This window comes from Sphaerospermopsis sp. FACHB-1194 (assembly GCF_014696235.1).
GTDB lineage: Bacteria > Cyanobacteriota > Cyanobacteriia > Cyanobacteriales > Nostocaceae > Sphaerospermopsis > Sphaerospermopsis kisseleviana.
The window spans coordinates 81,362-103,270 of record NZ_JACJPU010000015.1; the positions used below are offsets into that span (position 1 = coordinate 81,362).

Here is a 21,909-nt window from a genome sequence, read left to right on the forward strand (position 1 = left end):
AAATGACTAATGACTAATGACTAATGACTAATGACTAATAACTAATAACAAAAATGGCTGGAATTCGTGTAATTTTGTTGGTAGTGGTGCTGGGGGGACTAACACTATTGTTAGTTCAAAATTTTTCTCCTGCCCTCCCCTTAGTATTTTTGGGGATGCGAACTCAACCATTACCACTGGCTTTATGGATTTTATTTAGCATTGCTGCTGGTGGTGTAACATCTTTTTTAATTACCACCTTGTTTAAATTTACTACTTATTTTACTGAAAAAGCATCTTCATCTAGGTCAACGAGAACAGCACCGCGTGTTAAGACAAATCCCAGGGAAGAAACTATACCATCTCCCAGTAGCCCACGCAGGCCAGTTACAGAAACCGATTACACTACCAGTAATGAATTTGATGATTGGGAAACAGATCCTAATCAAGCTGATGATTGGGATTTTGCAGAACCAGCCGAGACACCAAGCCCGAAACCCTACCCAAATCAGCAAGCTCGGAAAAATGTATCTCAGTCTGATTCTGTTTACTCCTACAGTTCTCAATCACCGAAAAATACTGGTGTAGGAAAAACCGAATCAATTTATGATGCTGATTACCGAGTAATTATCCCTCCTTATCAACCCCCAACTACTGATCAAAGTGATGATGATTGGGGTTTTTTTGAAGATGAAGAGGAAGATTTTGATGATAATAATGAACGTCCTCGCTAGTAAGTTTATGACACAGAAATTTGTGATTCGGTCTGCTTTAAGCTAAACTGCTTTCTTGATTCTCTTGACTCCTGTTTTATTTGACCCATCATTGCTGCTTCTTGCAAAGCCATAAAGGCATTAAAATCCTCACTGTCATATCGGGTAGTTAAAAGTTCCCTAAGTTGATTTTCTGCTGCCAAAGTTAAATAGCCAGTAGTTAAAGCTGTGTGTACAATGTCTCGAATTCGAGTCATAGTTTGCATATTAGGCATATTTATTACATTTGCTGATTGATGAAAGCTAACTCAGTTGAGAAAAGCTGGTTTATAAAAGACGAACATTTGGGAATTGTTGACAATGATTTTATTATAACTAATGGAAATGTTGAAAAAGACGATTTAATTATAGTTAGTTTTGACGAAAATTTATATCTGACAACTTATGAATATAAATTTTATTGCCAACTTGGCGGCGATAATATTGAAAATTTGAAACAATTTGATAGACAAGTATATGATTTTATTATTGATGATATTGATCAACAAAGGGAGACATTATCAATTTTAGTTTGTTAAAAATGACATCTTATATGCGTTTGAACAGTTTTACTTTCTTCAAGTTTGGGAATAATGGTTCATTTTAACTAAAATCCTGAAAATCATTACCAATAAAGGCTTTTGGGGATAATTATTTTTTAACTCTACGCTTCTGCGGAATGTAGGATGAAATAAAAATTTAGAAATAATTGTATTTTACTATAGGAATAATATTTGATTTTTGAAAAAAACTCCGTACACTTAAATTCTCTAAAACCCTTTTGCCTCTTGCCTGCCTACATAGATAATTTCAGATATCAAATCAGATTCCTATATGTACATAGTATGGTTAATCAACTTTGCGGAAGTTTATTTACAAAAGATAATTTACAAAAATTCAAAAAAATTAACATGAAAAATTGGATTCTTGTTAGATAATAACGGCTATTGAAATTATCTATGATTCAACCAGGATAACAACAATGGATGAAGAACAACGCCGTGCTTATTGGCGTGCTAACACTGATTTAATCAGAAATCTGTTAATTATTTGGGCTTTAGCTTCCATAGTTTTCAGCATTTTATTAGTTCAACCATTAAACACAATCAAGTTTTTTGGTGTTCCTTTTGGTTTTTGGATGGCACAACAAGGATCAATTTTGATTTTTGTAGTTTTGATTTTTACCTACGCTTTCCAAATGGATAAATTAGACCGAAAATATAATATCAAAAAATAAAACAAAGCGAGGATAAACGGTGTCAGTTGAACTTTGGACGATTATTTTAGTAGGACTTTCTTTTGTTCTTTACATTTACATTGGTTGGCAGTCAAGAGTAGAAAATACCAAGGATTTTTTTGTAGCTGGACAGGGTATTCCTTCTATTGCTAATGGTGCAGCAACCGCAGCAGATTGGATGTCTGCGGCTTCGTTTATTTCGATGGCTGGATTAATTTCTTCCCTGGGTTATGATGGTTCAATTTATTTGATGGGTTGGACTGGTGGCTATGTTTTATTAGCTTTATTATTAGCCCCATATTTGCGGAAGTTTGGTAAATATACAGTACCAGATTTTGTAGGCGATCGCTATAAATCAAATCTCGCTCGTTTAGTTGCAGTTGTGGCGGCAATTTTCGTTTCTTTAACCTATGTTGCCGGACAAATGCGCGGGGTAGGAATTGTATTTAGTCGCTTTTTGCAAGTTGATATCAATACTGGTGTCATGATCGGTATTGTGATCGTTGGTTTTTTTGCAGTTTTGGGAGGAATGAAAGGTATTACTTGGACACAAGTTGCCCAATATTGCATTTTGATTTTAGCTTATTTAATTCCTGCCATTGCTATTGCAAATAAACTTACAGGAAATCCTTTTCCCCAATTAGCATTTACTTTTAGTGATGTTGCTAATAATTTAAATCAACTTCAGGTGGATTTAGGGTTTAAAGAATATACCCAACCTTTTGCTAATAAAACTATGTTAGATGTCCTATTCATCACTATTGCTTTGATGGTGGGAACTGCTGGGTTACCCCATATTATTGTCCGTTTTTACACTGTTCCAAATGTACGGGCGGCGAGATTTTCCGCAGGTTGGGCTTTATTATTTATTGCGATTCTATACACCACTGCCCCCGCTTTATCCATGTTTGCCAGGTACAATTTGATCCAGACTTTTAATGATCAAAAAATTGAGGAAGTGAGAAAATTAGACTGGGTAAATAAGTGGGAAAAAACTAAACTGTTGACGTTTGAAGATAAAAACCAAGATGGAAAATTGCAGTTAACACCGAATAAACAAACTAACGAAATTACCATTGACAATGATATTATTGTTCTCTCAACTCCTGAAGTTGCTAACTTACCAGCTTGGGTGATAGCTTTAGTTGCTGCGGGTGGTTTAGCTGCTGCATTATCCACAGCTTCCGGTTTATTATTGGTGATTTCCAGTTCTGTCGCCCATGATCTTTATTATCGTATTTTTGATGAAACAGCATCGGAAGAAAAACGGGTATTTGTAGGGCGGGTTGTTGTTGGTTTGTCCTTAGTTTTGGCGGGTTATTTTGGTGTTAACCCTCCTGGTTTTGTGTCTCAGGTGGTAGCTTTTGCTTTTGGTTTAGCTGCTGCTAGTTTCTTTCCGGTAATAGTGTTAGGAATTTTTGATAAGCGGACAAATTCTCAAGGTGCTATTGCGGGAATGTTGAGTGGTTTAATTTTCACAATCATCTATATTATTGGTGTGAAGTTTGCCGGAATGACACCTTGGTTTTTTGGCGTTTCTGCTGAAGGGATCGGCACTTTAGGAATGGTCATTAATTTTATTGTCACCTTGATAGTTTCCCGTTTTACTCCTCCACCTCCTGAAGATATTCAAGCTTTAGTGGAAGATTTACGCACTCCTAGTTTTGAAGAATAGTAATTGGGGACTGGGAATATTTATCTTTCTTCTAACTCCTGACTCCTTGATCTCCTGACTCCTATTCTTTTTACCTTCCCAAATCTTCAATATTTTTCATTACTTGTTGATACAATTCTTTGTTACCTTCTCGATCAAAAATAGCTGCTGCCCGTTGTAAATCTTGTAATGCACTGCGTTTATCTCCAGCAGCAGCAAAAGCATTTCCTCGGTTATTAAACCCAGGACCAAAATTAGGATTTAAACGAATGGCTTGATTGTAATCTGCGATCGCTTTTTGTGGATCTCCCAGGGCAGCGTAAGCATTTCCGCGGTTATTATAGGCAACAGAATAATTTTCATCTATTCTAATTGCTTCAGTATAATCTTCTATTGCCCCATTTCTATCACCTATGGCTGCACGGGCATTACCGCGATTATTGAAAGCTTCGGCATAATTTGGAGCTAAACGAATCGCTTCATTATAATCAGAAATAGCTGCTTGCTGATCTCCCAAAGATGCAAAAGCATTACCACGATTATTATAGGTTTCTGCATCATTAGGATTAAGACGTAATGCTTGATTATAATCAGAGATCGCACCTTCTTTATTACCAATATCAAAATATGCTAAACCCCGACTTTTAAACGCAGGTGCATATTGAGAATTAAGACTAATTGAACGACTATAAGCAGCAATAGCCGCTTCAGAATTACCTTTAGCGTGCTGATTTTGTCCCTGAATATAAAACTCTCCTGCTTTGGATGTTCTAGATGTCAGTCGGTTCGGAGGACTAACCCCTATTTCTGTTACTAAAACATCCTGATTTTGATTGCAAGAAACGCATAAAATTCCACTGAAAACAGTAATCACTGTTATTTTTAATATTCTACCTAGCACTTGTCTATTATATGTCAATAACTGCCATTTCATAAGTTCTTATCAATCACTTGCATACCCGGAAAAAATTGTTACCAAAATCTAATAGAAACTAAAAGAAACTAATAGATTCCATGAATTACTTTTTCAAAATTTAACCAGTAATTGGAAAATTTAATGTATAAATAATTCTATTTCAGCTTTTATAAAATGTTGATTAAGATACATTTACGTAAATATAAATAATTAAAACCCCGACTTATTAAATAAGTCAGGGTTCTGTGAGTTCAAAATATAATAAATTCTGGCTTTTGCATTCCATTAATCATTTTTAACATCTTCTTCCTGAGATTTAGTAATTAACCGCCAAACAGAAGTTTTTTCAATATCTACATCTAATTGTTCTAAATTTCTGCCTAATTCTTTTTGTAATTTCTCAGTTAAAGTAATGGTAAAATCCAAATCAATATCTTCATTTTCTACTAATCTCACCAACTCCGTAAATTTCACCTTAACAGATTTCCGTTCATAACCACTGAGTTGATAATATTCAGTTTCGGATACATTTTGAATTTGCATCGCTTTTTTTAATCTTTCTTGTAAATAATCAAATTCAGAATTAATCAGTTTTTTTTGCTGTTCCACTTCTGTATATTTTTGGGAAAGTACAGATAAATCTTCCGTTTCTGGTTTTGTAATAACTTGAGACTGTAAAGCTAATAATTTTGAATGTACTTGAGCCAGATAAATACAATCAAAATAAGCATATTCTAATTGCTCATCGCTTAAAGGTCTTATACCCCAATCGCTACCTTGTTCCTGTTTATCAATACCATAAAAATTACACAACACATTACCTAAAGTTTTCAGTTGATAATTAGGCAATGGTAGAATATGATATGGTATGGACTTAGCCATTTCTAAAGTACAAGTGATATTTTTGGCTTTTTTATTGCCTAAAAGTTTCAAGTCATAACTTGCATTGTGAAAAACCTTTTCAATAGATTCATTCATCATGATTTGCTCAATAAAAGCAGCAATCACATCAGACTTATTTAAAACATCCAAAATATAAACACTGTCACCAGTCATATCTTGAGGATGATCCAATATTTGAATCAGGGATAATCGAGGATTACGACTTTTATAATCAGCCACTTCTGTATCTATCCAAAGAGTTTTAGATTTGGTGTATTTAGCAATTTGAGAACGGATTTCCGCAGCAGTAGTAAGATAAGGCATTGGTAGATATAGAGCAGTTTAACTTAGTTATAATTAGTTATAATTTTATAAATTAACATTTTGTGACTAATTTTGCCGTAAGTATTCAGCTATCAGTAATCAGTAAATGACTACGCCACGCTACGCTAACAGCTTTTGTCTTGAGTAAGACTGAGTTAGTAAAAAGATGCATAGTTTTGTTAACTTACATCAGTGTTCATGAGAGTAGATTATAGCCTATTACTGATACTTTTCAGTTTCTGGCTGACGGCTGAATGCTGACATTTTGCCCTTACTTACTGCCCGATAATTATGCTAAGTTTTAATAAAAATTCTTGCTAATCTGCAAAAATCCTGACAAACAAACTCAAATTTATGAAATCATCTATTAATCGTCAATGGCGTTTAGCATCTCGTCCTGTGGGTGACATCAAAGTAAGTGACTTTGAGTATCGTCAAGAACCCATTCCCACACCAAAAGCAGGCGAAATACTGATCCGCAATATCTATCTTTCCTTAGATCCTACCCATCGCATTTGGATGAGCGATCGCCCCCAGTATATGCCACCTGTGGAAATTGGGGAAGTCATGCGTGGTTTAGTTCTGGGTATAGTGGAAGAATCTAAAAATCCCAACTTTCAACGGGGGGATCTCGTTTCTGGACTGTTAGGATGGCAAGATTACGCTTTAATTACTACTGGAAATCTTCCTTACATCACCAAAATTCCCCAACCCTTAACAGTTCCCCTCACTGCTTTTATGGCAGTTCTTAGCTTTATTGGTTGCACCGCTTATTTTGGACTTTTAGATATAGGAAAACCTCAAGCAGGAGAAACTTTGGTAGTCTCAGCGGCCTCTGGTGCTGTAGGTTCATTAGTCGGACAAATAGGGAAAATTAAAGGTTGTCATGTAGTGGGGATCACCAGTTCCGATGAAAAATGTCGCTATTTATTAGAAGAACTGGGTTTTGATGCTGCAATAAATTATAAAACCGCAGATTTAAGTCCCGCTTTAGCTGCATCTTGTCCCAATGGAATTGATATATATTTTGAAAACGTTGGTGGGGAAATTCTCGACGCTGTTTTAACACAAGTGAATTTAAATGCCCGCATTCCTCTTTGTGGTTTGATTTCTACTTATAATACTGAAGAACCTTTACCTGGACCTTATAATTTCAGTCAGATTTTAATGAAGCGGGTGTTAATAAAAGGTTTCATTGTCACTGATTATGTGAGTCAATGGGATCTTGCTTTTAGGGAGATGGGACAATGGATACAACAGGGAAAACTTAAATATCAGCAAGAAATTGTCCAGGGTTTGGAAAATGCACCTACAGCTATTCTCAAACTTTTTAATAGTGAAAAAATGGGTAAATTAATTGTGCAGATTTCTGAACAGCCCTAATCTGAGATTATTCATTAAAAAGGCTCAAGTATTACTATTTTGTCATACCTGAGCCTTTAATTAATTCAATTAATTTGCTAAAACTATTGCATTAGCAAAAATGCTTGATTTTATAACTTAGTAGCGATTGCGATTATAACCACCACCACCACTGCGATTACCACCACCTCTATCTTCCTTGGGTTTAGCTTTGTTAACTTTTAAATCTCTTCCCATCCACTCAGCACCATCAAGGGCATCAATAGCAGATGTTTCTTCTTCATCTGTACTCATTTCCACAAACCCAAAACCGCGCAGTCTTCCTGTTTCACGATCTGTAGGTAGTTGAACGCGCTTTACAGAACCGTATTCTGCAAAAACCGCAGTTAGAGTATCTTGGGTAACTTCATAAGAGAGGTTGCCTACATAAATTGACATAGATTTTCTCCAAAATCATAAAAGTGTAGAGATTTAGATTTCGGAGAAAAGTCTGTAAGTACCAAAAGGAAAAAACCTATTAATATTAAAAACAAACGCCGTCGCCGAATTACTTCTCACTTCTCATCATGGCACGGAAATTAACTTTCGGGGAAGAAGTGACAGAAACTTTTACATATCGTTACGTGAACAATTAACATCTAAGCAAATTATCCGTTTAAGCTGATTACATTAACGCCTAATCCGGTAACGCTTATATAAAATTCTTTATTTTTATTGGTTATTGTGTCCTTTGTTGATTGCGTTATTTATTTTTTGTTGAAGAGAAGCGATAATTTCATTACTTAATTCTTCTTCTGGTTCTACAACTTCACGTTCAGCTAAAACTGATTGAATTTGACCTTCAGAGGCTTTTCCTAGTCTTTGTAGTAGTGTTTGAAAACTTTGTTCCTGTTCACTTATTTCTTTTTCTGGTGTTGCTTGAACAAAATCTGTGGATACAACTTGGCGGGTTAAAGCATAAACTATATATTGATTTAATGAAATACCTTCAGTTTCAGCTAATTTGATTAAATGTTGGTGTAATGTAGCTGGTAATCTCAATGTTAATTGACTGATCATTATCCCACTAAATCAAAACCTATCAATATCTATATTCAATTCACCACTATGATATTTACGGTGACACTCTGGGCAGAAAGTGATCATATTTTGCAGGTCAGCCTCTCCTCCTTCACTGTAAGGAATCAGATGATGTCCATGCGCTTGTTGTGTTATTTTTCCACAAACCATACACTGGTATCCATCAACTTCTTTTACTTCCTTTTGCACTTTTCTATTTTCGTAAGATCTTTTTTTTCCCATTTCGATGTTCCTGATAACTTATCAATCAAAAATTATTTCCTCCCCTATTCTAGATGTTTTCAATTATTTATTTTTAATTGACAGAACAGGAGAGGATGAAATTTAATTCATAACATATAACTAAAAGTAATTATTCATTACTGTCACTTGAATCCAGTAATTTCGATTCCTTAGCAGGAAGAGATTTCATATTACCTTCAACTATTGTACCTCTTGCTTCAGGAGCAATTTGCTTTTTTAGTTTTTTAATTCCACTCGCAAGCTGTTCTTGTTCCGTTTCTGTTAACATATCAATTCTGACATTAATCGCTCTATTTCTATCTGATTTATTGGATATGGTTAACACCTTGATTGAGTGGATACAAAATACAAAACTACATGACACTATATTCTAGAAATTAGACATTGTTACTGTGCCGTTTGGTGTTTCTTGCTTAGTAACTACTTCTGCGATGCCAGCTTCATCCATGTGAGTAATAATTAAGTTGGGAGTTTGGTTAATTCTGGGAATTTTATCCTCATCTAGACTTATGGACATCACAGATACTTCTCCTTTTTGATTTTTGATAACAACGTGGTAGCCTGTATCTGTAGGCCATAAATTCAGCACCTCTTCTCCTTCTTTAAGAATTTTGATTTCTGGTGGATAGATATGATTAGCTGACATAGGTATCTTCTCCATTTCGTAAATATCAAGTCATACTACAATTTTAATATGGAAATCCTCAAACAGACTGTGTGGTTCATGCAATAGGTATTCTTCTGTGTGTAAGTGCTTAATTGTGACAATTATGATTTTAGATTCAGTGTAAGTTTTTGCAATCAGTCGTTATACATAAAATGAATTATTTTTTTAATACAAATTTTCATAAAAATTAACTCAGTATGAGTTAGTTGAAAATGTAAGTGCCAGTAGTTTACATCCCCCACAATTCATTTTTCCCTCCTCCCCCTCTATTTCCCTATAGCAGTAATAGAATAAAAACGATATCCTTGTAAAGCCTACCAAGAGCAAAAGGTAGAAATTAAGTAGCAGATTTGACAGACTTAGAACACCAAAACTCTGTATCCAGAAGAGATTACTGAAAAGCAAAGTAAAATTTTTTATGGTTTCCCAAATTCGGTTTTTAATGTGCGCTCCCGACCACTACGATGTAGACTATGTAATTAATCCGTGGATGGAAGGGAATATTCACAAATCATCACGCGATCGCGCTGTAGAACAGTGGAATAAATTATACAATGTTATCAAAAATCACGCCATTGTCGATTTAGTGACACCCCAAAAAGGTTGGCCAGATATGGTATTCAGTGCCAATGCTGGTTTAGTTCTTGGTGAAAATGTGGTTCTCAGCCGTTTTTTACATAAAGAACGCCAAGGAGAAGAACCGTATTTTCAACAGTGGTTTGAAAATAATAGTTTTAAGGTTTACACACTTCCTAAAGACTTACCCTTTGAAGGTGCAGGTGACGCACTGCTAGACAGAGAAGGGCGCTGGTTATGGGCGGGGTATGGTTTCCGTTCTGAGTTAGATTCTCACCCCTATTTGGCTAAATGGCTAGATATTGAGGTGATTTCTCTGCGGTTGATGGATGAAAGATTTTATCATCTTGATACCTGTTTCTGTCCCCTAGCTAATGGGTATTTGCTGTATTACCCCGGTGCATTTGACTCTTACTCTAACCGGGTGATAGAAATGCGCGTTGCACCAGAAAAACGTATTGCCATTGCAGAAGCTGATGCGGTTAACTTTGCTTGTAATGCGGTGAACATCGAAAGCATCGTGATTATGAACAAAGCCAGTGATAGTTTAAAATCACGGTTAGCGGAAGTTGGTTTTCAAGTGATTGAAACCCCTTTAACTGAATTTCTCAAAGCTGGTGGTGCGGCTAAATGCTTAACTTTACGAGTAACTGAACCTGTACGGGAAGAAGTACACGCTACAACTCAAGTCGAAAGTCGGATAATTCGTTTAGAAGGTCATTTATTAGATGCGGGTTTAATTAACCGCGCTTTAGATTTGATCGTAGACATGGGGGGGAGTTTCCAAGTTCTCAAGTTCAACTTGGGAGAACAACGTCAAAGCACTTCAGCAGCAGAAGTCAGGGTTTCTGCACCATCTCACGAGGTGATGGAAGAGATTATATCCCAGTTGATTGATTTGGGTGCGGTTGACTTACCCCAAGATGAAAGAGATGCAAAACTCGAACCTGTTTTACAAGCGGGTGTTGCTCCTGATGATTTCTATGTAAGTACGATTTATCCTACCGAAGTAAGGGTAAATGGAAAATGGCTGAAAGTAGAAAATCAACGCATGGATGGGGCGATCGCTATTTCTAGTACAGCCAATGGGTTAGTTGCTAGATGTAAAATTTTGCGTGATCTAGAAATTGGTGAACAGGTAGTAGTTGACGTTCAAGGTATCCGCACTATCCGCAAAACCGAATCCCGCGAACAACGCAACGCCCAGGAATTTAGCTTTATGTCTTCTGGTGTTTCCAGTGAAAGACGGGTAGAATTAGTTGTGGAACAGGTAGCCTGGGAATTACGTAAAATTCGGGATGCTGGCGGTAAAGTAGTTGTTACTGCTGGTCCAGTGGTAATTCATACGGGCGGCGGAGAACATCTTTCTAGATTGATTCGTGAAGGTTATGTTCAAGGACTGTTAGGGGGAAATGCGATCGCAGTTCATGACATCGAACAAAATATGATGGGAACATCTCTCGGTGTGGATATGAAACGCGGTGTAGCTGTACGTGGTGGACATCGACATCATTTAAAGGTAATTAACGCCATTCGCCGTTTTGGTAGCATCACTAAAGCGGTAGATGCTGGGGTAATTACTAGCGGTGTGATGTATGAATGTGTGAAAAATGACGTTCCCTTTGTGTTAGCTGGTTCAATTCGGGATGATGGACCCCTACCGGATACGCAGATGAACTTGATTTTAGCACAGCAAGAATATGCTCAAATCATTCAAGGTGCGGAAATGATATTGATGCTGTCTTCTATGCTGCATTCCATCGGTGTAGGAAATATGACACCAGCAGGGGTGAAGATGGTATGTGTGGATATTAACCCTGCGGTGGTGACAAAATTGAGCGATCGCGGTTCAATTGAGTCTGTAGGTGTGGTTACGGATGTGGGTTTGTTTCTGAGTTTGTTAATTCAACAGTTGGATAAGTTGACGAGTCCTTATGTTGCTAATGTAGGTTAAGAATTTTCTCACGCAAAGGCGCAAAGACGCAAAGGTTTTTTCTGTGCGTTTTTGTGTCTTTGTTTTTTCACGCAGAGGCGCAGAGAACGCAGAGAGTTATAATATAAAGAAAACTAAGAAAAAACATAATTAACTCAAAATTAGCTTGTGAAAACATGGAAGCTGAAAAAAATAACTATGGAAAAAAACCAATAATTGATGCTAACCAATCTTACACTTTTGCTGATTACTGCAATCCTTTAAATAGTATGAGTGAAACCCTGGCTGATATTGCTATACCACCGCAGTTTCCTGATCATACTCAACTACCGGAGTCTGATGGTACATTCGTGAAGAACTTTCAAGAACATCCCCAAAGCATAATCATCACAGATTCAATTATTCAAACTTTACAAAAGTTACATCCCGATGGACAATTTTGTATAGGTCAAGATTGCGGGATTTATTGGCGAGAAACAGAACCACCGGAAAAGGGAACAGTAGCACCAGATTGGTTTTATGTCCCTGATGTTCCACCAAGATTAGATGGTAAAATTCGCCGATCCTATGTTCTATGGCGGGAATATATTCCCCCTTTAATTGTCATAGAATTAGCCAGTGGTAATGGTGAAGAAGAACGAGATAAAACACCTTTAGCGGGTTTACAACCATGTGAAAAACCTGGTAAATTTTGGGTTTATGAAAGAGTTATTCGCGCTCCCTACTATGCCATTTATGAAGTTAATAGTGGCAATTTAGAAGTTTATCATTTGGTAGATTTTTCTTACCACAAAATGCAACCTAATGAACGGGGACATTATCCAATTCTGCCATTAGGTGTAGAATTAGGATTATGGCAAGGAAGTTACTTAAATAATCCCGATCAAGTTTGGTTGCGTTGGTGGGATAATCAGGGTAATTTATTATTGGTCGGTAAGGAAGAAGCACAGTTAGAAAGATTGAGAACTGAACAACAACAACAAAGGGCTGAACAAGCAGAAAGTAAAGCTGCAAAGTTAGCTGCAAAATTGCGAGAATTGGGTATAAATCCAGAGGATCATTTATAATCATTAAGATCCCCGACTTATATAAAAGAAGCCGGGGATCTACAAACAAACGAACCACAGAGGACACAGAGAGAAGATGCAACGGGCTATTGTATCACAAAATTTTCAACTTCAAAAAATTAATTGGGTGAGTTTTTTTGCTGACTTCCTGTTAGTAGGAATGGTTTTTGGTCCTCCTATTGCTCCCTTTTTAGCCGCTTCTGGTTTTTTGGTACTGCCTAATATTGGGGATATTATTTATTTTATGGGTAATCATGTCTGTCCTCAACCTACTATGGGTTTGGAGTTAGCACCACCTCACATTATGGCGGTGTGTATGCGGTGTTATGGCACGGTTACAGGGTTGTTAATTACTCGTATTTTGTATATCTTTACCCAGGGAAAAAACCGTTTCTGGTTACATCAATATGGTTGGATCGGTGCTGCTTTTGCTAGTGTGTTAATGATGGCTTATCCTTTGGAGTTAGCAGCGCAAGTTTTTAGTTTGTGGGATTTTAACAATTATATTGTTACTCCTTTTGGTTTAATTACTGGTTTAGCTTGGGGGTTGTTTGCTATGCCAATTTTACACAGGCACACAAAAAGGTAAACCACCTAGAGTAAACCTACCACTGCCACGACCATCGTCTACAATGTTCGTTAACATTTTTTATTCCTTTGATGAAAATAATGTGATTTAGTTCACGCACCTTGGATAACTAGTAATTTGATTAATACATGATTTGAAGATAGAGGAAAGGCGTTTTTGTTGTTGTTCTTAGTAATCAATCATCACTCAAATGCTAATTCATTAGTCCAATCTTTCCTGAGCAAAAAGAATTTTTACTCTCTCAGGATATAACCTATATATGCAATTACTGTGCAAGATTTGTGCAGAATTTGTGCAGATCAAATTTTCTAGAAAGTTGTATGATGATGGTGAGTTGATTCTTTTCTAACAATGCATTTAATAAATGAAACCTGTGAGATATAAAAATCTGGTAGAGACAGTTTATCAATCGCCTCTACATTGAACAGATTAACAACAAATTCCCTATAATTTTGTATCAATTGTATCAGTTGAGACGATATCCCAAACCATGAACAGTTTCAATCAAAGTTTCCGGCGCACCTAAAGCTCTTAATTTCTGTCGAATACTTTTAATATGTGACCTTACTGTTTCCTCCACTGGAGAGTCATCAACAGACCAAACCTGCTCAATGATGCTAGAACGACTCAATACCCTTCTACCATTAGCAACCAGCAATTCTAAAATTGCATACTCTTTAGGAGTCAAGGACATAAGATGACCATCATAGGTAGTCTCGTAAGTGCTGGGATTTAAAGTTAACTTTCCCCAAGATAAACTGACTGTACTGGCAGCACTACCACGTCTGAGTAAAGCACGTATCCGAGCCATTAATTCTTCTAAGTCAAAGGGCTTTGCTACATAATCATCTGCGCCGGCATCTAAACCAGCAACCTTATCGGCTACGGTATCACGGGCAGTTAGCATTAATACGGGTGCTGCTGAATTACGATGTGCTGGACTGTTGGTGCTAGTGGTGCGTAAGCGGTGACAAAATCTGATGCCATCTAACTTTGGTAAAGTGACATCCAGCACCACTAAATCATACTTCATTGACTCTGCTGCGTGCCAAGCTGCTTCTCCGTCTTGAGCAACATCGACTATATACTTTCGTCTGGTTAAAGCTTCTATTAGTGCTTCTGCCAGTTGAATATCGTCCTCAACTATTAAAATTCGCATAATTTATTCCTTATTCCACAGCAAGTCATGAAGTAATGAGGGAAATATTAACTTAAATTGACTATCTGAATAAAAAGGTAATTTATGAAATTGCATTTTTCAGTAAATTGGATTTCTGCGGGAGTTTCTTTGGCTATATCTCTGATGCTTTTGGTTACTTTCGCTGCATTAAACAACACTACCGAAATTAAGGAAAATGTTGCTCAAGTTCAACATACTTCTCAAACACTCAATACTTTGACAGATTTTTATGCAGCAATGACTGTGGCTGAATCAGCACGACGGGGGTATATATTTTTGGGCAGTCAACAAGATTTGGATCGTTATCAAACTGCTATCAATAATATTAAAAATGACCTCAATCTATTAGATATTCAAATACATAAAAATATCAATCAAAGACAGAGGTTAAACAATTTAAAATCATTGTTTAATCAAAGATTATCTCTGTTAGAAGAATCTATAAAACTTTATCAAAAAGATGAAAACGCATGGCAACGGCAAAATAAAATTACCGAACTTAGTGTTAAGCTCAGAGAGCAAATTATAACGATATTTTTAGAAATTCAAGGGGAAGAACAAAGTTACTTGAAAACTTATCTCCAGCAGTCAGAAAATGGTATTCACTTACGAATAATCATGGAAATTATAGGAACTTTTTTAAGTTTGTTAGTAATTTGCATTTTATGTTTTGTAATTGAGAGTCAATCGGTGAAACGAGAACATATTAAATCTTTAGAAGCTTCCTTAGCTCAAGAAAAAAAGATTGGTGAACTCAAGGTTCAGTTATTTTCTATGATTTCCCATGAATTTCGTACTCCTTTAAGTGTAATTTTGCTATCTTGTCAGTTATTAAGGGAAATTTTGATAGAATTAGTAGATGAAAAAGAGTTAAAAAATCTCTACCGGATTCAGTCTTCTGCTAAGTTAATGAATCACCTATTAACAGATATATTAACTTTGACTAGAGCGGAGGCAGGTGAACTAGATTATAAACCTCAATTAATTAATGTGGAAAATTTTTGTTTAAATTTGCTGGAAGATGTGCAAATGTTTAGTCGCACAACTCATACTATTAAGTTTATCAAACATGGTCAATCTTTTCGGGCTAATCTAGATGAAAAGTTACTATATTCTATTTTGAGTAATTTACTGTTAAATGCTATCAAATATTCATCACCAGGGGGTAAAATTTACTTGTTTTTAAATGCTCAACAGGATGCTACTATTTTTCAAGTGATAGATGAAGGTATCGGTATTTCTCCAGAGGAACAGGTGAGGCTTTATGAGCCTTATTATCGCTCGGAAAATGTTGAAGGTATTGTTGGTACTGGGTTAGGATTACCAATTGTGAAAAAATGTGTAGATCGACATCAAGGAGAAATTTTTGTAGAAAGTAAAGTGGGTGTAGGAACAACTTTTACTGTGAAAATTCCTATATAGCAGGAGTCGTAGGGGCGAAGTAGGGGCGAAGTAGGGGCGAAGTAGGGGCGAAGTAGGGGCGAAGTAGGGGCGAAGTAGGGGCGAAGTAGGGGCGAAGTAGGGGCGAAGTAGGGGCGAAGTAGGGGCGAAGCATTCGGAAAATAGCCTGGTCATAAAATTGATAATTTCTTGCCCGAATGCTTCGCCCTTACAGGAAAATAGCCTGGTCATAAAATTGATAATTGGTTGCCTGAATGCTTCCCCCTCTCTTCCTTTGCGTCTTTGCGCGAAACTCTTTTCTACTTCGCAGCTTTAAACCACTCTGTCACCCCATCCGCTAAAGTCCGCGCCATTTTCCTCTGTTCTTGGGGGTTGACTATTTCCTCAAACTCCTGGGGGTTAATCATAAAACCTAATTCTAATAATACTGAAGGTGCAGCAGCAGGACGAGTCAGGGCTAAATTATTCCAAAATACCCCATAATGAGGTTTCTTCAATGTTTTTACTACATGATTTTGCAAAAATATTGCTAAACTATGTGCTTGTGGATGATACCAAAAAGTCCCAAAACCTCTGGTTTTTTCGGCATCGCCATCATCTGGTAAAGCATTGTAATGAATAGAAAGGGCGATCGCCGGTTCTTCTTTTTCAATTATCTGCTGACGTTCCACTAAAGACACATCCCGATCATCTTCCCTTGTCATCACCACCTTTGCACCCCGTTTTACCAACTCATCCCGCAGTAACTTAGAAATTACCAAGTTGGCATCTTTTTCTGGATACCCAGTCGGACCAATTGCACCAGACTCTTTACCACCGTGACCAGGATCAAGTAATATCTTAATACCAGATAAAGGTAGGCGTTTTCTGTTGTGAATCTTAGGTGCATGGCGCAAGGTCAAAACCAGCGTTGTGTTGTCGTATTTCAGCTTATATCCCCACTGTTGGAAGTTTTTGAGGTTAAAGGTATATTTCACCTGTTTAGGACTCACCTGTTGCCAATCCAGGCGATAAATTAAGGGGTCATCATCCAGGCGAATGGTGTCTGTTTGAGCAATAGTATTGTAAAGGGTGAGACTAAAAGTGCGATCGCCGAAGGCGGGGCTTTGCCCATCGCTCTGTTCCACACTTACAGGTATGGGCATTTGTAAAGGAAACCTGATTTCTGTTCTATCAGACAAGCGACGATATCCCACACTACGAATTACAGTCTGTGGTGGTACTGCACCTGGTATAATTCTAGTTTCTTTACTATTGATCCAAGCCCCATAGTCTAAGCGAAGCCAGTCACCTTCTCTACCTGTAACTGTTGCTCTTGTTCCCTGTGGTAGTGGTGTCAGTCGAGAATAATCTGTACTAGGACCTGTGCGAGCAACACCTGATGTTGCTGACACTTCCACAACTGGCAACTGTGCAGGTGCAAGAATTTCAATTTTGCCCTTACCAGTTTCAGTGATAGTCTGACCATTCAATGTCAAACTATATTGAGGTTGTCCTAAATCAGCAGCATTGGCCACTGTTGTACAACCTTGATATTTGTTAGGACTAGAAGTTGTGGGTTGATTTCTTCCCGTTAGTACACCTGAATTAGCAGGTAATTGCGCCTGTGGTGGTTGTGGTAATAAGGGAATGGTTTGTTCGGCCAACTTGACAGAAACACCAGCTTGAGGAGGTGCAACCGCACCAAAACAAATCAGTTCTCCCGGTAGTTTGGCAATATCAACAGCAGGAGTCAGAGAATCTTTAGCAAAGCCTAAACCTTGTGGTAATTCTGGTTGAGTAGAAAGCCTTGTTACTTTAATCTCTCGTTCCTGATTTTGGTAACGTACCTTAAATACATTCTCCCCTAACTGTAAAGGGAAACTGGGAGAAAAATGACCAGCCTTGCTGCGGTTAATTAGTCTACCATTGATGAGAACTTCTCCATCTGGTGGTGCAGTACCGATAAAAAATATTTTTTCTTTACTGGTTTGGTAGTTTGTTGGGGGAAAAACTACTAGGAGCGATGTTTGTGCAAAAGCAACGGAGGAGGTAAGCAGACAGTTAAATACTACTAATCCTAAGAGTTTTTTCACGGCAAAACACAGAAGATTTTACGATAATGACTGTGAGACAATGGGCAATAAAGGATAAAGAATGAAGCATAAAAAGTGAAAATTCCGAAGTCAGGAGTCAGGAGTCAGAATATTTGATAAATCAGTAAATGAACGAATCATGATTTTTGGCGTAACCGTTAAAAACCTGACTGCTAAAAGCTGACGAGGTAGCTTACCTTTAAGCATTAGCTGAATGTTTACTTCATATTTAGCCCTTGGGCGCACGCTTGATCCTTCAAGAGACAGGATGTATTTTTAGAAGTTGCTAGAAATTGAAAATACTATGACTAAGTTTATCTTTGTAACTGGAGGCGTTGTTTCCAGTATTGGTAAAGGCATTGTAGCAGCAAGTTTGGGGAGGTTGTTAAAATCTAGAGATTATTCTGTCTCTATTCTCAAACTTGATCCTTATATTAATGTTGATCCAGGTACTATGAGTCCCTTTCAACATGGGGAAGTTTTTGTTACCCAAGATGGTGCAGAAACAGATTTGGATTTGGGACATTATGAACGTTTTACTGATACTTCTATGTCCCGGTTAAACAGTGTTACTACTGGCTTGATTTATCAATCTGTGATTAATAAAGAACGCCGGGGAGATTATAATGGTGGGACTGTACAAGTAATTCCCCACATTACCAATGAAATTAAAGACCGAATTTTAAGAGTTGCTAAGGAAACTAATCCAGCGGCAGTAATTACGGAAATTGGCGGGACTGTGGGTGATATTGAGTCTCTACCATTTTTAGAAGCTATCCGTCAGTTGCGGAAAGAGGTGGGAAGACAGAATGTTTTGTATATGCACGTCACCCTTCTCCCTTGGATTGCTTCAGCAGGGGAGATGAAAACCAAACCTACACAACATTCTGTTAAAGAATTGAGATCCATTGGTATTCAACCAGATATTTTAGTCTGTCGTTGCGATCGCCCCATTGGTGTGGGTTTAAAACAAAAATTATCGGAATTTTGCGATGTACCGGTAGAATGTGTGATTACTTGCCAAGATGCTAGTAGCATTTATGAAGTACCTCTGATTTTAGAAAAAGAAGGACTGGCACAACAAACTTTAGATTTGTTGCAAATGGAACAACGCCAGCCTGATTTAAGTCAGTGGGAAACAATGGTAGAAAGAATGTATAGTCCTAAATACAGCGTGGAAATTGCCATTGTTGGTAAATATGTGCGTTTAAGTGATGCTTATCTTTCTGTGGTTGAATCCTTACGTCATGCGGCGATTTCTACTTACGGTGATTTACGAATAAGATGGGTAAATTCAGAAACCCTAGAAACTGAGTCAGCGGAAAATTATCTTGCAGGTGTGGATGGTATTCTCGTTCCTGGTGGTTTTGGTAGTCGGGGGATAGATGGCAAAATTGCCGCGATTAAATTTGCACGCGATCGCCAAATCCCCTTTTTAGGTTTATGCTTAGGAATGCAATGTTCTGTGATTGAATGGGCGAGAAATGTTGAAGGTTTAGCAGATGCTAACAGTGCCGAATTTGACCCCTACACCACAAATCCCATTATTAATCTTTTACCTGAACAACAAGACGTAGTAGATTTAGGTGGAACAATGCGCTTAGGTTTGTATCCTTGTCGAGTGCAACCGGGTACAATAGCCTTTGATTTATATCAAGAAGAAGTCATTTATGAACGTCACCGACATCGTTATGAGTTTAACAACTTGTACCGCAATGCTTTATTAGGGTCTGGTTACGTTGTCAGTGGTACTTCTCCCGATGGAAGGTTAGTAGAAATAGTTGAATATCCCAAACATCCATTTTTTATAGCTTGTCAGTTTCACCCAGAATTTCAATCTCGTCCGAGTACACCCCATCCTTTATTTAAAGGTTTCATGGAAGCTGCTATTTCCCGTACTCATCACAGTAAGAATACATCTAAACCAGTGCAGGTTTCCTAATTTGGTGATTGGTGATTGGGGACTGGTGATTGGTGACTGGGAAAATACAAATAATTTCCCCCTGCACCCTGCACCCTGTTCCTCTGCTTCTTCCCCAGTCACCTGTCAACTGTCAACTGTCACCAGTCCCCAAGCTAACTTAGCAGCACCTACCATTCCCGCTGAATTACCTAGTTCTGCTGGTAAAATTTGTAAACCTAAACGGGATGTTGGTAAAACTCGCTTTTCTATTTCTGCTTGCATTGCTGGTAAGAAATACTGAAAACTCGCACTTACACCACCACCAATAATTACCGCTTGGGGTGTGAGTACATATATTAAACTTGTTAAACCAATTCCCAAATCTTTACCATATTCTTGCCAAAATGTCAAGACTTCAATATCACCATTTTGGGCAAGTTTACCTAATTCTGCGGGTTCTTTTCCTGTGCGACGACGAATAGCGGCAATTGATGTATGCTGTTCTAAAGAACCTTGATTACCACTATTACACATTGGACCATCGGGGTTGAGAGTAATTAAACCTAATTCTGCTGCTGCTCCTTGATGTCCCACAAATAATTTACCATCAAGAATAATCGCACCACCAACCCCAGTTCCCAAAGTTAATAAAATTAAATGTTGAAAATTACGGCCTGCACCTAACCAAGCTTCTCCCAAACCTGCACAGTTAGCGTCATTAGCTAGGATAGTGGGTTTGCCAGTTTTTGCTTCTAGCCAATCTGCTAAGGGTACATCTTGCCATCCTACCAGATTAATGGCAACTTTGGCAACTCTGCCAGCAGCATCAGCAGGTCCGGGAGTTCCCACACCGATAGCTATACTTTGATTATCTGGATCAACTTGTGCGATCGCCTCTATCATCTTTAATAATACAGCTTCTGGTGTTGCTGGTTGGGGAGTATCCACAGTTATAGATTGTAAACATTTACCATCTGTTGTAAAACGTCCTAACTTAATTGCTGTTCCACCTAAGTCTATACCGATTACTTGCTGCACTGTTTAATTCCTAAATCTTGATTTTATGAGAATATATTTTAACGCAGATAAACGCAAATAAATGCGGCTAGGGATTGATAAATAGACCTCTCCAAAATAGAATGTATTAATTTGTCATAAATTGTAGGGGCGAAGCTTATGGGCGATAATTTAACGGAAAAATCAGACATCTAGATATCCCATAAGCTTCGACCTGCCCCCATAAATAGGTTCCATAATTTCTTTTCTGGAGATGTCTAATGAATGGATTTCATGATTCTGTGTAGCTTCACATATTTTTGGTATAAAATCAAGGAAATAATTTATTAAGTATTTATTCTTGTAGATATTTATCAACTTCAAAAACAGGCAGAAATTTATTTACACCAAGAAGATTTTACCACAGCTATTTTTCCTTAATTGGGTGGTTCAATTTGGTTCAATTTGAACGAGTTTGAAAGCAGTTTTTTATAAGTGTGTGTAAATTATGTATGTATTGCAACGGATAGATGTTAAAATTATGTAAAGTAGCTATGGTATAAATATAATAAATATTACAAGTATAATGTTATGTATACAAAAATAATTTAAATTGGGTAATTTATTCATAGAGGTAACAAAAATTCTCTCATCCCCAAAGAAACCACTATGAAACTAACCATAAAAGCTAAGTTGATGCAGCATCTACTGATCAAAAATCACGATAATGCAGGTTTTACGATTATTGAATTGTTAATTGTATTTATTCTGATTGGTATTCTATCAGCGATCGCTCTTCCTTCCTTCCTAAGTCAAGCTGCAAAAGCACAACAATCAGACGCTAAAACTTATATCCCACATTCCGCACCCTGATCTGGCACATAGAGAAATTACGGAAATAAGAAAGGAAACTGAGCCTAAAAAATCACATATTAGCGAAAAAATACATTGTTGAAAAAGAAAAACACCAAAAATGCCATCAAAACCCATTCTCAATAAGGAGCAATAAGAATGAATACTACCAAGAGGAGTCAATAGATAAATAAAAGAAGATATTTAAGATAGAGATTATAAATTAGACTAATAAGTTGAA

The 21,909-nt window shown here is 37.3% G+C and carries 22 protein-coding genes and 1 pseudogene; 11 read left to right on the forward strand and 12 right to left on the reverse strand.

The window, feature by feature from the left end; all coding sequences use genetic code 11:
* Positions 1-53: 53 nt before the first annotated feature.
* Positions 54-713 carry a LapA family protein gene (locus tag H6F45_RS11300; protein WP_190347220.1) on the forward strand — a complete coding sequence of 220 codons (660 nt, stop codon included), beginning with the start codon at positions 54-56 and terminating at the stop codon, positions 711-713.
* A 5-nt stretch (positions 714-718) separates the two neighbouring features.
* Here the strand turns inward: H6F45_RS11300 and H6F45_RS11305 are convergent, their stop codons facing one another.
* Positions 719-949, reverse strand: coding sequence for a hypothetical protein (locus H6F45_RS11305; protein ID WP_137666989.1), 231 nt, complete (start codon positions 947-949; stop codon positions 719-721).
* A 39-nt stretch (positions 950-988) separates the two neighbouring features.
* Here H6F45_RS11305 and H6F45_RS11310 point away from each other — a divergent pair, with 39 nt between their 5' ends.
* The 3 genes from H6F45_RS11310 to H6F45_RS11320 all read left to right on the forward strand — a co-directional run bounded on the left by H6F45_RS11310 (position 989) and on the right by H6F45_RS11320 (position 3,643).
* Positions 989-1,270, forward strand: coding sequence for a hypothetical protein (locus tag H6F45_RS11310; protein ID WP_190347221.1), 282 nt, complete (start codon positions 989-991; stop codon positions 1,268-1,270).
* A gap of 443 nt (positions 1,271-1,713) precedes the next feature.
* Positions 1,714-1,968 carry a DUF4212 domain-containing protein gene (locus tag H6F45_RS11315; RefSeq protein ID WP_096565347.1) on the forward strand — a complete coding sequence of 85 codons (255 nt, stop codon included), beginning with the start codon at positions 1,714-1,716 and terminating at the stop codon, positions 1,966-1,968.
* Positions 1,969-1,987: 19 nt separating this feature from the next.
* Positions 1,988-3,643, forward strand: coding sequence for a VC_2705 family sodium/solute symporter (locus H6F45_RS11320; RefSeq protein ID WP_190347222.1), 1,656 nt, complete (start codon positions 1,988-1,990; stop codon positions 3,641-3,643).
* A 70-nt stretch (positions 3,644-3,713) separates the two neighbouring features.
* On the opposite strand, the gene H6F45_RS11325 is transcribed toward H6F45_RS11320, so the two are convergent.
* Together H6F45_RS11325 and H6F45_RS11330 are read right to left on the reverse strand one after the other, a co-directional pair.
* The gene (locus tag H6F45_RS11325; RefSeq protein ID WP_190347223.1) at positions 3,714-4,556 is read right to left on the reverse strand and encodes a tetratricopeptide repeat protein; all 843 of its coding nucleotides are present in this window, start codon (positions 4,554-4,556) and stop codon (positions 3,714-3,716) included.
* A gap of 267 nt (positions 4,557-4,823) precedes the next feature.
* Positions 4,824-5,744 (reverse strand): ribonuclease D, encoded by a 921-nt coding sequence (locus H6F45_RS11330; RefSeq protein ID WP_096565343.1) that lies wholly within the window; start codon positions 5,742-5,744, stop codon positions 4,824-4,826.
* A gap of 354 nt (positions 5,745-6,098) precedes the next feature.
* Between H6F45_RS11330 and H6F45_RS11335 the strand changes: the two genes are divergently transcribed.
* A complete protein-coding gene (locus tag H6F45_RS11335) occupies positions 6,099-7,127 on the forward strand; it encodes an NADP-dependent oxidoreductase (RefSeq protein ID WP_137666984.1) in 1,029 nt (342 codons plus the stop codon).
* Between the two features lie 117 nt (positions 7,128-7,244).
* Here the strand turns inward: H6F45_RS11335 and H6F45_RS11340 are convergent, their stop codons facing one another.
* The 5 genes from H6F45_RS11340 to H6F45_RS11360 all read right to left on the reverse strand — a co-directional run bounded on the left by H6F45_RS11340 (position 7,245) and on the right by H6F45_RS11360 (position 9,075).
* A complete protein-coding gene (locus H6F45_RS11340; protein WP_096565339.1) occupies positions 7,245-7,544 on the reverse strand; it encodes an RNA-binding protein in 300 nt (99 codons plus the stop codon).
* A 273-nt stretch (positions 7,545-7,817) separates the two neighbouring features.
* A complete protein-coding gene (locus H6F45_RS11345) occupies positions 7,818-8,165 on the reverse strand; it encodes a toxin-antitoxin system HicB family antitoxin (RefSeq protein ID WP_199291119.1) in 348 nt (115 codons plus the stop codon).
* A 12-nt stretch (positions 8,166-8,177) separates the two neighbouring features.
* The gene (locus H6F45_RS11350; RefSeq protein WP_190347224.1) at positions 8,178-8,408 is read right to left on the reverse strand and encodes an HNH endonuclease signature motif containing protein; all 231 of its coding nucleotides are present in this window, start codon (positions 8,406-8,408) and stop codon (positions 8,178-8,180) included.
* Positions 8,409-8,538: 130 nt separating this feature from the next.
* Positions 8,539-8,697 carry a hypothetical protein gene (locus H6F45_RS11355; protein WP_190347225.1) on the reverse strand — a complete coding sequence of 53 codons (159 nt, stop codon included), beginning with the start codon at positions 8,695-8,697 and terminating at the stop codon, positions 8,539-8,541.
* A gap of 102 nt (positions 8,698-8,799) precedes the next feature.
* Positions 8,800-9,075 (reverse strand): hypothetical protein, encoded by a 276-nt coding sequence (locus H6F45_RS11360; protein ID WP_096565334.1) that lies wholly within the window; start codon positions 9,073-9,075, stop codon positions 8,800-8,802.
* A 439-nt stretch (positions 9,076-9,514) separates the two neighbouring features.
* Here H6F45_RS11360 and H6F45_RS11365 point away from each other — a divergent pair, with 439 nt between their 5' ends.
* The 3 genes from H6F45_RS11365 (at position 9,515) to H6F45_RS11375 (ending at position 13,261) form a co-directional block, all read left to right on the forward strand.
* Positions 9,515-11,626 carry a TIGR00300 family protein gene (locus H6F45_RS11365; protein ID WP_190347226.1) on the forward strand — a complete coding sequence of 704 codons (2,112 nt, stop codon included), beginning with the start codon at positions 9,515-9,517 and terminating at the stop codon, positions 11,624-11,626.
* A 248-nt stretch (positions 11,627-11,874) separates the two neighbouring features.
* Positions 11,875-12,672 (forward strand): Uma2 family endonuclease, encoded by a 798-nt coding sequence (locus H6F45_RS11370; protein ID WP_190347235.1) that lies wholly within the window; start codon positions 11,875-11,877, stop codon positions 12,670-12,672.
* Positions 12,673-12,748: 76 nt separating this feature from the next.
* A complete protein-coding gene (locus H6F45_RS11375; protein WP_137666980.1) occupies positions 12,749-13,261 on the forward strand; it encodes a DUF2085 domain-containing protein in 513 nt (170 codons plus the stop codon).
* Positions 13,262-13,727: 466 nt separating this feature from the next.
* Here H6F45_RS11375 and H6F45_RS11380 read toward each other — a convergent pair whose 3' ends face one another.
* A complete protein-coding gene (locus H6F45_RS11380) occupies positions 13,728-14,420 on the reverse strand; it encodes a response regulator transcription factor (RefSeq protein WP_096565328.1) in 693 nt (230 codons plus the stop codon).
* 84 nt (positions 14,421-14,504) lie between these two features.
* Here H6F45_RS11380 and H6F45_RS11385 point away from each other — a divergent pair, with 84 nt between their 5' ends.
* Positions 14,505-15,863, forward strand: coding sequence for an ATP-binding protein (locus H6F45_RS11385; protein WP_096565326.1), 1,359 nt, complete (start codon positions 14,505-14,507; stop codon positions 15,861-15,863).
* A gap of 278 nt (positions 15,864-16,141) precedes the next feature.
* Here H6F45_RS11385 and H6F45_RS11390 read toward each other — a convergent pair whose 3' ends face one another.
* Complete coding sequence (locus tag H6F45_RS11390; RefSeq protein ID WP_096565324.1) at positions 16,142-17,917, reverse strand: N-acetylmuramoyl-L-alanine amidase; 1,776 nt, start codon at positions 17,915-17,917, stop codon at positions 16,142-16,144.
* A 304-nt stretch (positions 17,918-18,221) separates the two neighbouring features.
* On the opposite strand from H6F45_RS11390, the gene H6F45_RS11395 reads away from it, so the two are divergent.
* Positions 18,222-19,859, forward strand: coding sequence for a CTP synthase (locus H6F45_RS11395; protein WP_190347227.1), 1,638 nt, complete (start codon positions 18,222-18,224; stop codon positions 19,857-19,859).
* Here the strand turns inward: H6F45_RS11395 and H6F45_RS27015 are convergent.
* Positions 19,837-19,968 carry a hypothetical protein gene (locus H6F45_RS27015; RefSeq protein WP_277876978.1) on the reverse strand — a complete coding sequence of 44 codons (132 nt, stop codon included), beginning with the start codon at positions 19,966-19,968 and terminating at the stop codon, positions 19,837-19,839. The two genes, H6F45_RS11395 and H6F45_RS27015, sit on opposite strands and share 23 nt — an antisense overlap.
* Complete coding sequence (locus H6F45_RS11400) at positions 19,965-20,858, reverse strand: ROK family protein (protein WP_190347228.1); 894 nt, start codon at positions 20,856-20,858, stop codon at positions 19,965-19,967. Before H6F45_RS11400 ends, H6F45_RS27015 begins: the two co-directional genes overlap by 4 nt.
* A 627-nt stretch (positions 20,859-21,485) precedes the next feature.
* On the opposite strand from H6F45_RS11400, the pseudogene H6F45_RS11405 reads away from it, so the two are divergent.
* Positions 21,486-21,671 (forward strand): annotated as a pseudogene (locus H6F45_RS11405) (prepilin-type N-terminal cleavage/methylation domain-containing protein); the annotation flags it as partial.
* Positions 21,672-21,909 lie beyond the last annotated feature (238 nt).

What these genes read in the sequence shown, in the direction of transcription:
- H6F45_RS11300 (WP_190347220.1), top strand. Translation starts at nt 54, where the DNA reads ATGGCTGGAATTCGTGTAATTTTGTTGGTAGTGGTGCTGGGGGGACTA.
- H6F45_RS11305 (WP_137666989.1), bottom strand. Translation starts at nt 949, where the DNA reads ATGACTCGAATTCGAGACATTGTACACACAGCTTTAACTACTGGCTAT.
- H6F45_RS11310 (WP_190347221.1), top strand. Translation starts at nt 989, where the DNA reads ATGAAAGCTAACTCAGTTGAGAAAAGCTGGTTTATAAAAGACGAACAT.
- H6F45_RS11315 (WP_096565347.1), top strand. Translation starts at nt 1,714, where the DNA reads ATGGATGAAGAACAACGCCGTGCTTATTGGCGTGCTAACACTGATTTA.
- H6F45_RS11325 (WP_190347223.1), bottom strand. Translation starts at nt 4,556, where the DNA reads ATGAAATGGCAGTTATTGACATATAATAGACAAGTGCTAGGTAGAATA.
- H6F45_RS11330 (WP_096565343.1), bottom strand. Translation starts at nt 5,744, where the DNA reads ATGCCTTATCTTACTACTGCTGCGGAAATCCGTTCTCAAATTGCTAAA.
- H6F45_RS11335 (WP_137666984.1), top strand. Translation starts at nt 6,099, where the DNA reads ATGAAATCATCTATTAATCGTCAATGGCGTTTAGCATCTCGTCCTGTG.
- H6F45_RS11340 (WP_096565339.1), bottom strand. Translation starts at nt 7,544, where the DNA reads ATGTCAATTTATGTAGGCAACCTCTCTTATGAAGTTACCCAAGATACT.
- H6F45_RS11345 (WP_199291119.1), bottom strand. Translation starts at nt 8,165, where the DNA reads ATGATCAGTCAATTAACATTGAGATTACCAGCTACATTACACCAACAT.
- H6F45_RS11350 (WP_190347224.1), bottom strand. Translation starts at nt 8,408, where the DNA reads ATGGGAAAAAAAAGATCTTACGAAAATAGAAAAGTGCAAAAGGAAGTA.
- H6F45_RS11355 (WP_190347225.1), bottom strand. Translation starts at nt 8,697, where the DNA reads ATGTTAACAGAAACGGAACAAGAACAGCTTGCGAGTGGAATTAAAAAA.
- H6F45_RS11360 (WP_096565334.1), bottom strand. Translation starts at nt 9,075, where the DNA reads ATGTCAGCTAATCATATCTATCCACCAGAAATCAAAATTCTTAAAGAA.
- H6F45_RS11365 (WP_190347226.1), top strand. Translation starts at nt 9,515, where the DNA reads ATGGTTTCCCAAATTCGGTTTTTAATGTGCGCTCCCGACCACTACGAT.
- H6F45_RS11370 (WP_190347235.1), top strand. Translation starts at nt 11,875, where the DNA reads ATGAGTGAAACCCTGGCTGATATTGCTATACCACCGCAGTTTCCTGAT.
- H6F45_RS11375 (WP_137666980.1), top strand. Translation starts at nt 12,749, where the DNA reads ATGCAACGGGCTATTGTATCACAAAATTTTCAACTTCAAAAAATTAAT.
- H6F45_RS11380 (WP_096565328.1), bottom strand. Translation starts at nt 14,420, where the DNA reads ATGCGAATTTTAATAGTTGAGGACGATATTCAACTGGCAGAAGCACTA.
- H6F45_RS11385 (WP_096565326.1), top strand. Translation starts at nt 14,505, where the DNA reads ATGAAATTGCATTTTTCAGTAAATTGGATTTCTGCGGGAGTTTCTTTG.
- H6F45_RS11395 (WP_190347227.1), top strand. Translation starts at nt 18,222, where the DNA reads ATGACTAAGTTTATCTTTGTAACTGGAGGCGTTGTTTCCAGTATTGGT.